The sequence below is a fragment of the Cytobacillus gottheilii genome (assembly GCF_900166665.1).
In the GTDB taxonomy this organism is placed as follows: Bacteria; Bacillota; Bacilli; order Bacillales; family Cytobacillaceae; genus Cytobacillus; species Cytobacillus gottheilii_A.
The window spans coordinates 2,188,576-2,201,180 of sequence record NZ_LT800494.1 but is presented as its reverse complement, the minus strand read 5'-3'; the positions used below and the strand labels follow the sequence as shown (position 1 = coordinate 2,201,180).

Genomic DNA, 12,605 nt, shown 5'->3' with positions numbered 1-12,605 from the left:
AGCTTCTATCTGGCTTTCTCATTTATAACAGTTATCATTTTGTTTAATGATATGATGTTTTCAGTAATTATTTCGGGCAACATAGGTTCCTGCAATTAAATCATGTAACCCTCTCTTTTGTTTTCCAGCTCCGACCATTATGGCACTGACAATGGTAGATATACCAAAAGTGATAATAGCAAGTAAATATAAGCCGATTACTTCGCGCAAGATCATCGTAAATAGTGTTAATTTTTCACCATCCACTCTTCTTATTCTAATCCCGCAAATTCTCTTCCCAACGACATATCCTCCCCATATAACAGGTAATATCGTTAAATAAGCTTCATTTAGAAGAGTATAAATCCAAGTATCCATCCAGTTCGTATTAAGGTCTCCTGTTATCATGTAGATCATAATAAGAATTGGGATATGAATAATTAATCCATCAAGGAGCACTGCTCCCAGTCTAATCCAAAACCCGGCATGTTCTCTTAAATCTTGTTCGTCTTTCATTGAATGTCACCAACCCTAAATTAAATAACGTATTCTGTAAGTATCACGATGAACTTCCGTGAACATTTGCAGCTCTTAATTAGTTCGACAAAAGTATACAAATTCCTTTTTCGCGGTGTAAGCAGATTTTCCACTCCATATATCATATGAAAGCTTTGCGCAGCAAATCACTAAATAGAGGAATTAGCCTACTAATTTTAAACCGACTGCTGCTCCCAGTACTAAAAGAATAAAGAAGATTCGTTTCCAGCTTCTTGGTTCACCGTATAGTACCATGCCTAAAATAGCGCCGCCAGAAGCCCCGATTCCTGTCCAAACTGCGTAGGCTGTTCCCATGGGGAGATCTTCCATGGCTAGTGATAGAAAAAGAAAGCTAAACCCAAAGCCTGCAAATAACAAGAAAAAAGATCGCCAGTTTCTATTTTGGTAAATTGAATTAATCATTGTGACGCCCATCATCTCAAAACAGCCTGCAAGGATTAAATAGATCCAGCTCATGATGTTTCACCTTCCTTTTTCTCGTCAGACACTAGTTTTAACCCAACTACTCCAATCAATAAAATTCCGATTAAAATCATTTTTGACAATTTGAATGGTTCTCCAAAAAACACCATCTCCGCAATTACGGTACCAGCTGTCCCTAAACCAACAAAAACCGCATATACAGTTCCTACTGGCAGATTCTTCGCTGCTAAGATCATTAAATAAAAACTAACAGCAATACAAACAAAAGTGCCTGCCCATTGGAATGGATTTTCCGCATGTTTTAAACCAATTACCCAAAACACTTCAAAAAATGCTGCAATAAAAACGATAAACCAAGTCATATAAATCCCTCTTCTCTTTTATAATTGGCTGTTATCTCAACATGTCATTAGATACATTTTAAACGTGAAAAAGCCTAAAGAGATTCTGTCTAATAACAGTCATCTCCCAGGCTTTTGTCCCTCCGTGTCACAATAGCAATCTATTGTGCGCTTTCTCTCGGACCAGTCCAAGCTGCAGGCTTGCGGAACCCTAGAAAGCTTTTATTCAGTTACCACAAATTATACACACATAGGCTGAAAAATCAACTTTTTTATTTCCCTAACCCTTCCCACAAATACCGTGCTTCATTCAATTCTGCTAAAGCACCACCTTGTTCATGGGCATGGATATATCCACTTGCTTTTTTTATTGCTGTTGTAAATGAATCCAGTTCATCTCTTTCTACACTAAATTGTATGCGCTTTTTTATAACTGAATATGCTTGTTCAAGCTTGTGTAAATCCCCTGAAGCGACCTCCCATTGTTCTGAGAGAATGTGTTTTTCAATACGATCCATATAAAAGAGGATATCCTCCTTTTTAGTAAATGGCTGTTTTAAAGGAATGCCAGATTGCATAATAGCGATAAAAAGAAGCAGAATGATAACAGGTATAAGTTTATATAGCATAAACCGTTTCATTTCACTCTAGTCCTTTGTAATCACTTATATCTGTAAAATGGCTTAAAGAGTCGCGATAACCATCTATAAACAGAGAACCCGAGGGATCAAGGATCGCAAGAAAAACTTCTGTAAAGTCCTTATATCCTTGTTCCTTTATTTTCTCTGCAAGCCATTTTTTATTCTGTTGAACAGCATGCAGATTGTTTTCTATAATGACGCCATCATAGATCAATTCCGTACCTAACCCTTTATATGCAGGCTTCAGGTGGATCGCTTCTGCAGTTAAAGGCGCATATTCTGCCTTCTTCATGACAGAAATTTGACCATCTTTTTCGATAATCGCATACTCAACCTCAGCGAGATTAAAAACGCCTTTTTCCCTTAATTGTTCTTGTAAATCAGATATTCGATACCTAAGTTTCTTCATGACAGCATCCATAATTTTGCCGTTCATAATAACAATGGCCGGCTCACCATCTAAATAGACAGATGCTTTTCTCCATTTCAGTGTAACAATCTGAAGAATATATACCATAAAAGTCCATGAAATCAGACCAATCCAATGTGGCCAAGCTTCACTTGTAAGGTCTGTCGTTAAATTAGCTGCAATTGAACCTATCGTAATGCCCAAAATATAATCAAAAAAAGTAATCTGACTTACTTGCTGTTTACCAAGAAAACGAGCAAAAATCAGCAGTGATCCAAACGCAATAATGGATCTTACCAGTACAACCGCCGCTTCATTCATCCTATCCACTCCATTTATTGGATAAAGATAGTATAAGTCAATAATGAACAAACCATTCTTATTTCATCAGAAAGAAGCTTTTTTTAAGAAAGGGCCTTTTCGCTGCCACAGTAAAAAGATTTTCCCTGATAATTCTCACATAAAAAAACCACAGCAAACAGCTGCGGCAGGAATGATTATTGACGAGTATAAGAAGACTTTACTAAATAACGATCTAATATAAAGTTACCAAATGGTATAAAAGCAACGGCAATCGAACTAACAACCCAAATGAAAGACCATTTTATTTTAATTGTTACAAAAGCAATCACAAAAAGATACAAAATAAAGAAAAAACCGTGCAGTGATCCGACTATCCGCACCGCCTCCGGAATACCTGCTGCATACTTTAACGGCATTGCAATAAATAACAGCACAAGCAATGAACCGCCTTCAATAAATCCCATTAAGCGAAATTGGCCAATCGTGTCCTTAACCATTGTTCCATCTCCTTGTTTCTTATAAAAATTAATTCGTGCTGCCTTTTCATATTTTGCAGCGCTGGTGAGCGCCTAAATTCTAGCTTAACGACTGCAAAAGCTCTTTCTGTTTATTAAACAAAAGGTCCTTTCATTTATTCAGGATAGTTCTAACAGTATCGGGCAATGATCACTGCCCATAACATCACAATGAATCTGAGCGTCTATTATTTGCTCTTTAAGTCTCTCAGATACTAAAAAGTAATCTATGCGCCAGCCAATATTGCGCTCTCTTACTTTTGCCATATAGGACCACCATGTGTATGCACCTTCTTGATAAGGATGCAAGTATCGAAATGAATCAACAAACCCACTCGAAAGTAAGTTCGTCATCTCACTTCTTTCCTCTACGGTAAACCCTGAATTTCCATGATTAGATTTTGCATTTTTCAGATCAATTTCTGCATGTGCAACATTTAAATCTCCACAATATACAACCGGCTTAACAGCGTTTAACCCTACTAAATATGTACGTATTTCCTCTTCCCATTCAAGCCTATAGGAAAGCCTTGTTAAATCTCTTTTGGAATTTGGCGTATAAACATTTACAAGATAAAAAGCTTCAAATTCGAGGGTAATAATTCTTCCCTCATCTTCAGAAACCTTCTCACCAACTCCATAAGAAACGGATAGCGGCTTTTCTTTAGTAAAAACAGCCGTACCTGAATAACCTTTTCTTTCAGCATAGTTCCAATATTGATGATATCCTTCTAATTGCAGATCAATCTGCCCTTCCTGCAGTTTAGATTCCTGAATGCAGAAAATATCAGCATCCACATCCAGAAAATAATCCAAAAACCCTTTTTTAACACATGCTCTTATTCCATTAACATTCCACGAAACCAATTTCATGCTGTAATAACTCCTTACTATGCAACTTATTTAAAGAAAACAACAGATAGATAGACAAGAGCAGGAATAAAGATAATCAAGCCAAAATAATAAAAAGAGGGGATCTCTCTGTCTCTTTCGCCTGCTGCCTTAGCCAAAATCCACTCCAAAGCTCTAGTCAATAAAAATATGATCACTATAAAAATAACCGTTTGTCCCCGGCCGAAATTCAGGAAGTTTGGAACTAAAACAGCAAAAAAGAAACCTATACAAACGGCAATAAATTCTGTTAACGTATGTCTCGTTTTAAATAACCAATCTACTAATTTCACATTCTCCTCCTAATAACCAACCATGTATAAAAATAGTTTACATGATTGGGAGCGTTTTTAAAAGAACATCATTTACACAAAAAATAATGGGGTTAATTTCAATACAATAAGTAGGCATTTTTTCTTCTTATCTGTTTTGATATGATAGATCTTAAGTAGATACACTTACTTAATAGAAAAGGTATAGAAAAGGAGGGAACTTCATGGCAATGCATGAATTTCATTTACATACAAATTGGCCTGGGAATCGAAATGACATTGGCGATTTATCTACAACCGGCTTAGTCTCCAAAATTTCCATACCGCCAGAAATGGATGGACCTGGTATCGGAACAAACCCGGATGAAATGCTGCTTGGCGCGGCAGCCACATGCTATATCATTACATTAGCCGCCATGTTAGAACGAAGCAAAATCAATAAGACGATGCTTTCAATGGATTCGATTGGCCTAGTAGAAGTTGATAAAGGGGTGATTACCTATAAAAAAATCATTCATAAACCTGTGCTTCTATTAGAGGCAGATGCATCTGAAAAGCAGAAATTATTAGCAGAAAAACTCGCGCATAAAGCGGAATCTTCCTGTATGATTTCACGGGCATTAAAAGGGAATGTAGAGATTGAATTAGATTTGATGATTAAATTCAATTAGAGCACAAGGCTTGTTATAGTAGTATAAATTTTTAAAAGCATGTATGCGTCTCCGCTCCATTACATTCATGTTTTGAGAGATATATTTTAAAATAACACATAAAAAACCAAATGATTAGGAAGATTCACTTCCTAGCCATTTGGTTCTATGTTCGTGCACGATCTCGCTTGAATACTTATGTCCCAGCCTCTTTTTACGAATGAACTTCTACAGTGTTTAACGCCCACTTACGAATAGCTTTGGCAACTCCATCATGATTATGGTGATCTGTTACAGCATCTGCTGTTTGCTTAACAATTTCTTGTGCATTGCCCATGGCAACACCCCAGCCGGATTCTTTAATCATGGCAATATCATTTAAACTATCTCCGCATGCCATTACATTTTCAATGGAAATATCAAGTTTTTCACATACTGCCTTTATACCCATCGCTTTGTTAATTCCAAGTGCATTTACTTCTAAATTGGTTAAGCTTGAGTTTGTTATTTCAAGAGCACCTTTTTCGGATAATTGATTTTTTATCTCTTCTCTAATTCGGTCATCATCAATTTCAAAGCCAAATTTCAGCCAATTGATCTCTAAAAGATTGTCAGGCATTTCATTGTGCCAGACCCCTTCACAGCCAATTGCCCAAAACTTCGTACTGTGTGTCTTAGACAATTCCCACATCCATTGAATTAATTCAGCATCTACGTTATTTCTCTGCACCAATTCTCCAGAAGGCCCCCAAATTTCACTGCCATTTACCGTAACCAAATAAGAATTCAGCTGCAGTGATTTAGCATATTCACCGCAAGTCAATTTTGATCTGCCGGTACTTAGAATAATTTGTATTCCTTTTTCCTTAGCTTCATTAATGGCCGCCCTGTTTTCAGGAGAAACCTCTCCATTGCTATTCAGAAGTGTACCATCCATATCAAGGGCGATTAATTTAATTTCTGGTGTGTTTTTAGACTCCAACATGTCAAAGCATACCTCCCTTTTCTACACCTATTATAAAAGGAATGAGAAAAATTATTCTAAGGATATGCTTTTTTTAACATTTTTTACAAAAAATTCAGAAAAAAATAATATAAATTTTACACTTCATCTTCTTTAAATAACTCTACTAAAAACCGGTCTCGATTATCTAAAAAATATTTTGTTATTTGAAAATGATCCGTGTCTTCAAAAGCAACTTTTCTAATTTCTCCATCATCAAAACTATAAATATCAGCATCTGGATAGCCCAGCAGAATTGGTGAGTGGGTAGCGATAATAAATTGACAATCTTCTTTTTCAGTTAAATCATGGATAATACGAAGAAAAGCAAGCTGACGGGCAGGTGATAATGCGGCTTCTGGCTCATCTAGTAAATATAGAGCATCACCATTAAAACGATGCTGAAATAGTGTTAAAAACGATTCACCATGTGACTGATGGTGGAGAGACTTTCCTCCATATTGGTCATAAATACCACGGTCTTGCCTTGCAAGCTCATCAATATGGGAAGCAAATTGGTAGAAGGATTCTGCTCTTAGAAAAAAACCGTTTGTAGCTTTTGGCATCCATGACAATCGTATGAAATCTCCTAGTGCAGATTCAGCTTGGTCGACTTCAAATAGATTATTCCTGCCCCCTCCTGCTGTGTTAAATTCACATTTATCGGCAATTGCTTCTAGAAGTGTGGATTTACCTGATCCATTCTCGCCAACGAAAAAAGTGACCCTTTTCTCTAACTGCAATTCTTTTAAGTTTTTTATTGATGCGATCGTAAATGGATATTTACTTACATCCTCATGTCCTTTTAAGAGCAAAGAGATCCGCTTTAAAAACATCTTGTATCCCCCTTTATTCCATTTCATTATAACAATGATTGTAGGACATGAAGCAACTAAAGCGGCAATATGTTAAAATAGTTACATATTTTTCGAGACTTGAAATAAAAGAAGGTTTGTTATGAAAAACAATAAGACCAAAAACTTTATACTAACACTGTGCTTCGCTGTACTGGGAGCTTTGCTCTTCTCAATTCTAGGCATACCTGTCCCATGGCTGCTTGGATCCTTAGCTGCCACTTTGCTTTTTTCTTCATTTAGCATAAGTGCTCCTGTTTTTCCATCGAAGCTCCGGGATATAAGCATCATGATTGTCGGCTATTCTATGGGACTTTCATTTACAAGGGAAAGTATGATCCAAATGGGAAGTAGTCTGCCCTATATGCTGACATTCACGCTTTTACTTATCGTATTTTGCGCCTTGACAGCCAAAATCATATCAAAAATGACAGGAATCGATTACCCTTCTATTTTAGTTGGCAGCATTCCTGGGGGCTTATCCCAAATTCTTGTGTTTGCAGAAGAAGCAAAAGGAATCAATCTTACTGTCGTCACTTTTTTACAAGTAACCAGAGTCATAATGATTGTTATTACAGTCCCTTTTCTCCTATTTGGACCTTTATTTCATCAAAGTGCCGCTATGAGTTATTCTGCAGCAGTGAGTGAAACAGGGAACTATTTGCTATTGCTTATCTATGTTCCTGCCGCCATTCTTTTTACTTTAATAGGCAAAAGAATAAAATCTCCAACACCTTATTTACTCGGTCCGCTTGCAGCAACTGCTTTATTAGGTTTAACTGGTCTAGATGCGGCGAGCATTCCGACGATTGTATTAGATCTGGCTCAACTTTGCATTGGCTGTTATGTCGGCTTATTATTGAAACCAAAACAGTTAAAAAATAAGCGGAGAATTTTTATTCTTGCGATCGTCAGCAGCTTAGTTCTGATAGGCGGTTCAATTCTAATGAGCTTGGGATTAAGTCATATACTGCACTTCTCCCCTCCAACAAGCTTTTTAAGTCTCGCACCAGGTGGAATGGATCAAATGGCGATTATGGCCCATGAAGTCAATGCAGACCTCTCTGTCGTTACCAGCTATCAGCTATTTCGTCTATTCTTTATTTATTTTATTGTTCCGCCGTTTTTGAAATGGCTTTTTGGAAGGCTGTCACATGAACGCGCCGAAAATTGCTGAATGATATCAAAAACCCACTTTTCTTGTCGCTGCAAATACGAAAGAGACTGGGACATAAGTATTTAACACACCCATAGAACCGAATGGTTAGGAAGTCATCTTTCGAATCATTCGGTTTTTTTATGTTCATAAAATATATTTTATGAACATGAGTGAAACGGAGCGGAGGACACTTGACTCCGGAGGGAAATAGAGGAAAAGGTGAGACCCTGCAGGCGTGCCGAGAAGGCTCTGCTTCCTCCCCTCGGAAAGCGAGGGTCCGCAGCGCAGGTGGGACGGACTTGTTTGAATACCCAAACCAAGATAATAAATATTCGGGTTTTAGAAAGATTAATTTCGTTTTATCACAGCCTCTATATTTTCGTTAGTTGGCAAATCTCCTGTATTCTCTCCGTTTTTTCGCTCTTCTTGCTGAATTTCGTCTTGTTTTTAGAGCTTTTGTCGTCATGCAGGAAAAACAGAATATGGATGCTGAATTAGTTACGTATAAAACGGGAATTCGGAATCAGGTTCCGGAGCATTCAAAACTAACTAACATGCGAAAGGGCGAAATCCATGACTAACCAATTTACAAAAGCATATACAATTAATGAGGTAGCAAAAAAAATATCAGTACCGGCTGGGACACTTAGACAGTGGGAAAAAGATTTAAAAGGTTTATTATATATTCCACGTTCTAAAAACGGGGCACGATTTTATACAGATTATGAAATTAACCTTATAAAGAAAATTAAAGAAATGCGCGATAAAAACCTTAGCCAAAAAATGATTCATCAGCTTTTAGAAGCCCATCTTCAGCTTGAATCTGATTCTATAAATGAAAAACAGGAACACACCAAACAGTCAGCAGAAATTGAACAGAAAACTGAGCAAAACAGCCTTCCTTCCATTGAACAGTTTAAAACGGAGCTGCTCAGTGAGATAAAAAATGAAATAAGCATCAATATTCGTAAGGAAGTAATCGATGAAGTTAAGAAGGAGATTTCAAAAGGCGCGCTCTATACAGTGAAAAGTTTATCCGATTCAATTTATAAATCAAATGAAAATACGAAGGCAGAAATTAATCTCCTTTCTGATCATATCCAACAATCCTCGGAACAAACCTCCGAAGTAGTCGGAACGTTGTCAAAAAGGGTTTCGAGAGCTTCAAAACGCCATTCCGATCATTATCATGCCTTGACCAAAAGAATATCTGAATCATCTGATGCTTCTTCAGAGGAATTTAAAACGATGATTCATTACATTTCAAGTTCAGCTGAAGTGACAAGCGGAGAAATTAGTACATTAATTGAGACATTAAATTCAGATCGTGAAATCTATATAGAATCGATTCAAAAGGAACGTGAAATTTATTGGCAGCAGGTACGTGAGCGGGAGGATCGTTTTCAAAATTTCATTGAAACTTTTCGTAACACAGCCGCAGCTGAAGAAAGTCCTCAAAAAAACTGGTGGCAATTTTGGAAATAACCATAAGCTCTTACATGTTTTATTGAAAAAAGGGTAATTGCTAATAATATACAGCTCTTTTTGTAGTAGATAATATAAAACGGTTACGCTGCTGTTTATGATTTTTTTACCAAATTCACAAAAAAATCTAATTGAGAAGGTGATCGCATATGTCCACACAAAAAAACTCAGTTGACAAACATTCTTCTAAGCAAAAAGATCGCTTTCAACTGGAAGAACTGCAAAAGAAAATGGACGCGGTTAAAACGAAGCTTGAGCAGCTTGAATATAAAATTAACGAATTAATGTCGAGTGATTTCAAATAATGCTGAATCCATAAAAAAGAGGTTGGGACAAAACAAAATTACTATTNAAGCTCGTTCTTTTTCACAAAAAGAGGATACTCAACTCCATTTCCAACCCCTTTTACCAGAACCTCGGTTTCCTCTTCCTCTTTCATTTGAAAAATAAGCCGATCTCCAAGCTCGTTCTTTTTATTCCCTTCTACCAGCAGCAGCTCATTGATCAGTACATTGTCGCCTATTTGAATAAAATCGTAGTCTTCTCCTAAATACTCGACATTGTATCCTAATGCCACCTTTGTTTTTGAAAAAGATTCAAATATCCTCTCCATTTTAGCCGGCAGCACTTCTACCACTTCTCCATAGTAAAATAGGACATCGGCATTTCGTATATCACTTTCTTCTAATTTACTAGTATGAATAAACGTCATATCGGCTGTAAAATGGCCAATCAGCATATCAAGCAGCTTAACATTTTCGGTTACTTCTCCTGTTTCGGATGAGTAAACAATCACAACACGCGGAGCCGAGTCAGGCAGATCAGCGTGAACACTAATCTCATCGGCAAATGATAACAATAGAAATAATAAAGTTAATACTGCGTATTTGAACGTCAATCCATACATAGTCACGATCACTCATCATCCTTTTTTGTTCGTTATATAGAATATATAACTATTATAAAAAGAACACAAAAAGAAATATTCGCCAATTTACGACCCTTTTTAACGATATCCTTCAATTATCTTCCGTTTATTTCATTTTTGAGATTATTTTGGAATTTCAGGCATTTTCGAGAAGGCATTTAAAAGGCCTGTATGTTCTTTTTACAAGTATTGATTAACGAAATAATAAAATTTCTAAAACACGAATGTTTAATTTCATGGATTGGGTATCTAAATAAGTCTGTTCCAATTGCACTGCGGAACACTTTTTTCGTAGACTCAGAAGCTGATACTCCACGTCAAATCTACTCCTGCTGGACCTCACCATTTCCTCTATTGCCCAAAGGAGTCGAGGCTCCTCCGCACCAATTCACTCAAAAATCACAAACAAAAACCGAATGATTAGAAGTTTTTTCGTCTAATCATTCGGAAGTACCACTAGGCTAAATACATATGTCCCAGACTCATTTCTAGTAATTATGATATGAGTCATGAGCATTTCGTAGTACAATTTTTTTACGTTATAGTGACGACCCGAAAAAACTTGAAACGTCTCGAAATTGCTCACTGCCGAAAATAAAAAAAACAAGGGTACATAAAAGTAGCCTTGTTGAGTTTGTTATAGAGTTTTATTTTGGATACCTGCTCTTTATTCCTATAAGCTTGGCTGAGCAGCTTCCTTATTGTTATTAATTTTCCATGTAACCATGGTCGTACTATCTTTGACATGATTATGCTGAATCACCTTTAACATAGACAACATGGCGGTTGTATCGTTTTTTGAATTTACGAAAGAATTATATATATGTATTGGGTGAGCGTATGGTTCATTTGGACATTCAAGCAAACCATCTGTTGTTAAAAACAGACGATTTTCTCCCGTTCTTAATTCCCGAATTCCAACACTATAACAAGGAACTTCCTGTTCAAAAGTATTGACCCTGCCGATCCATTCATAAAATTGTCTTTGATTAACTGCAAACTGACCTAAGGCGGCCAATTCTTTATGAAACAGATAAAATACACAGTCACCGACAGAAAACCACCAGACATATTGATCTTTACGGAATACGATCAAACAAGCTGTTTCTCCTGTAACCTGTTGGCAAGATGCTATAAACTCTTCCGAATGAAACAATTGGAGTACTGTTTGTTCAAGCTTTTTAAAAGCACCTCGAATAGGCTCTGATAGCACGTTCTTTATCGTACTTTTTTCCTTTTCAAATTCATCTAAAATCAACTGAGCACTTTCTGCAGAATGATGGGCATCAAGCAGAATGACAAACTCCCAATCTTCTTTTTCATCACACCAGATTAAACAACCATCTTCATTTTTTGCCTGACCTGCACTTGAATGACCGCCAAACCTTCCCAAGGAGAGAGAATGAATTCTTACTAGATTGGGCGTATCTATAAAGGTCTCCTGACTGCCGATCCATTTAAAATCATCATATTTATTCATTTACATTTTCCAGATGTTTTCTTATACGGTAGCAAAGACTTTGAACTTCAACTTCATTTCCCATTGGAGCCTCATCCCAATGATAAACGGCGTTTGGACCCCAATGTTCCTTGGGTGTACCAGGATATCTTGGGACAAGGTGCATATGCAAATGCGGGACTGCATCACCCATCACATAGGCATAAATATGTTCAGCCTGCTCACTTTCTTTTAGTGCCCTACTCAATTTAGTCATCATCATCCCAAAAGATCTTGCTTCTTCCATCGTCATATCAGCAAGCGATGGCGCATGTCTTTTTAAATCAATCATCATGTGACCAAGGTAGTTTGGCTGACCATCTCGATCAATATGACCAGCATACACATACTCATCTTCATAGATGAGCAGATTTGAAGCAGGCAAGTCACCAGCATATTTATTGCAAATAAAACAGGCACTCACAGGATACTCCCCCTTTCATATATTGCTAAGATTATAATATAGAAATCACGCCAATAGTTAAAATTTTCTAAATTAATTTACAACAAAAAGAGGTTGGGACAAAACAAAATTACTATTTGTAAAACACGAATGTTCATTTTTAAGGTTTACGTGTTTACACAAGCCCGTTCCACCTGCGCTCCAGACCCTCGCTTTCCATGGGGAGGAAGCTGAGCCTCCTCGGAGCAAAGCTCCTGCGGGGTCTCACCCTTTCCTCTATTGCCCATAGGAGT

General features: G+C 37.1%; 16 protein-coding genes and 1 riboswitch. Of the genes, 4 read left to right on the top strand and 12 right to left on the bottom strand.

Features of this window, described 5'->3' with window-relative positions; genetic code table 11:
• Window positions 1–60 precede the first annotated feature (60 nt).
• From B7E07_RS10945 to B7E07_RS10910, 8 genes are all read right to left on the bottom strand, one after another.
• Complete coding sequence (locus B7E07_RS10945) at window positions 61–495, bottom strand: RDD family protein (RefSeq protein WP_080845905.1); 435 nt, start codon at window positions 493–495, stop codon at window positions 61–63.
• Between the two features lie 183 nt (window positions 496–678).
• The gene (locus B7E07_RS10940; RefSeq protein WP_080845904.1) at window positions 679–993 is read right to left on the bottom strand and encodes a DMT family transporter; all 315 of its coding nucleotides are present in this window, start codon (window positions 991–993) and stop codon (window positions 679–681) included.
• On the bottom strand, window positions 990–1,322 hold the full coding sequence (locus B7E07_RS10935) for a DMT family transporter (protein WP_080845903.1): 333 nt from the start codon (window positions 1,320–1,322) through the stop codon (window positions 990–992). The genes B7E07_RS10940 and B7E07_RS10935 overlap by 4 nt, the downstream gene beginning before the upstream one ends.
• Before the next feature lie 101 nt (window positions 1,323–1,423).
• A riboswitch (guanidine-I (ykkC/yxkD leader) is annotated at window positions 1,424–1,527 on the bottom strand.
• 46 nt (window positions 1,528–1,573) lie between these two features.
• Window positions 1,574–1,942 (bottom strand): DUF4363 family protein, encoded by a 369-nt coding sequence (locus B7E07_RS10930; protein ID WP_080845902.1) that lies wholly within the window; start codon window positions 1,940–1,942, stop codon window positions 1,574–1,576.
• A 1-nt stretch (window position 1,943) separates the two neighbouring features.
• On the bottom strand, window positions 1,944–2,672 hold the full coding sequence (locus B7E07_RS10925; RefSeq protein WP_080845901.1) for a DUF421 domain-containing protein: 729 nt from the start codon (window positions 2,670–2,672) through the stop codon (window positions 1,944–1,946).
• A 176-nt stretch (window positions 2,673–2,848) separates the two neighbouring features.
• Window positions 2,849–3,151 (bottom strand): DUF3817 domain-containing protein, encoded by a 303-nt coding sequence (locus tag B7E07_RS10920; protein ID WP_080845900.1) that lies wholly within the window; start codon window positions 3,149–3,151, stop codon window positions 2,849–2,851.
• 138 nt (window positions 3,152–3,289) lie between these two features.
• Window positions 3,290–4,042 (bottom strand): exodeoxyribonuclease III, encoded by a 753-nt coding sequence (locus B7E07_RS10915; protein WP_080845899.1) that lies wholly within the window; start codon window positions 4,040–4,042, stop codon window positions 3,290–3,292.
• Between the two features lie 26 nt (window positions 4,043–4,068).
• Entirely contained in the window at window positions 4,069–4,353 is a 285-nt protein-coding gene (locus B7E07_RS10910; RefSeq protein WP_080845898.1) for a hypothetical protein, read from the bottom strand.
• Window positions 4,354–4,556: 203 nt separating this feature from the next.
• On the opposite strand from B7E07_RS10910, the gene B7E07_RS10905 reads away from it, so the two are divergent.
• Window positions 4,557–5,003 (top strand): OsmC family protein, encoded by a 447-nt coding sequence (locus tag B7E07_RS10905; protein WP_080845897.1) that lies wholly within the window; start codon window positions 4,557–4,559, stop codon window positions 5,001–5,003.
• 193 nt (window positions 5,004–5,196) lie between these two features.
• Here the strand turns inward: B7E07_RS10905 and B7E07_RS10900 are convergent, their stop codons facing one another.
• Window positions 5,197–5,967, bottom strand: coding sequence for a Cof-type HAD-IIB family hydrolase (locus tag B7E07_RS10900; RefSeq protein ID WP_080845896.1), 771 nt, complete (start codon window positions 5,965–5,967; stop codon window positions 5,197–5,199).
• Window positions 5,968–6,083: 116 nt separating this feature from the next.
• Complete coding sequence (locus B7E07_RS10895) at window positions 6,084–6,821, bottom strand: AAA family ATPase (protein ID WP_080845895.1); 738 nt, start codon at window positions 6,819–6,821, stop codon at window positions 6,084–6,086.
• A gap of 121 nt (window positions 6,822–6,942) precedes the next feature.
• On the opposite strand from B7E07_RS10895, the gene B7E07_RS10890 reads away from it, so the two are divergent.
• The 3 genes from B7E07_RS10890 to B7E07_RS23725 all read left to right on the top strand — a co-directional run bounded on the left by B7E07_RS10890 (window position 6,943) and on the right by B7E07_RS23725 (window position 9,788).
• Window positions 6,943–8,016, top strand: a complete 1,074-nt coding sequence (locus B7E07_RS10890) for an AbrB family transcriptional regulator (RefSeq protein WP_080845894.1) — start codon at window positions 6,943–6,945, stop codon at window positions 8,014–8,016.
• Between the two features lie 555 nt (window positions 8,017–8,571).
• The gene (locus B7E07_RS10885) at window positions 8,572–9,483 is read left to right on the top strand and encodes a MerR family transcriptional regulator (RefSeq protein ID WP_080845893.1); all 912 of its coding nucleotides are present in this window, start codon (window positions 8,572–8,574) and stop codon (window positions 9,481–9,483) included.
• Window positions 9,484–9,632: 149 nt separating this feature from the next.
• A complete protein-coding gene (locus tag B7E07_RS23725; protein ID WP_176215177.1) occupies window positions 9,633–9,788 on the top strand; it encodes a hypothetical protein in 156 nt (51 codons plus the stop codon).
• Between the two features lie 1,296 nt (window positions 9,789–11,084).
• Here the strand turns inward: B7E07_RS23725 and B7E07_RS10875 are convergent.
• Together B7E07_RS10875 and B7E07_RS10870 are read right to left on the bottom strand one after the other, a co-directional pair.
• Window positions 11,085–11,891: a protein phosphatase 2C domain-containing protein gene (locus B7E07_RS10875; RefSeq protein WP_080845891.1), complete on the bottom strand. Its 807-nt coding sequence runs from the start codon at window positions 11,889–11,891 to the stop codon at window positions 11,085–11,087.
• Window positions 11,884–12,333, bottom strand: a complete 450-nt coding sequence (locus B7E07_RS10870; RefSeq protein ID WP_080845890.1) for an HIT family protein — start codon at window positions 12,331–12,333, stop codon at window positions 11,884–11,886. The genes B7E07_RS10875 and B7E07_RS10870 overlap by 8 nt, the downstream gene beginning before the upstream one ends.
• Between the last annotated feature and the right edge of the window lie 272 nt (window positions 12,334–12,605).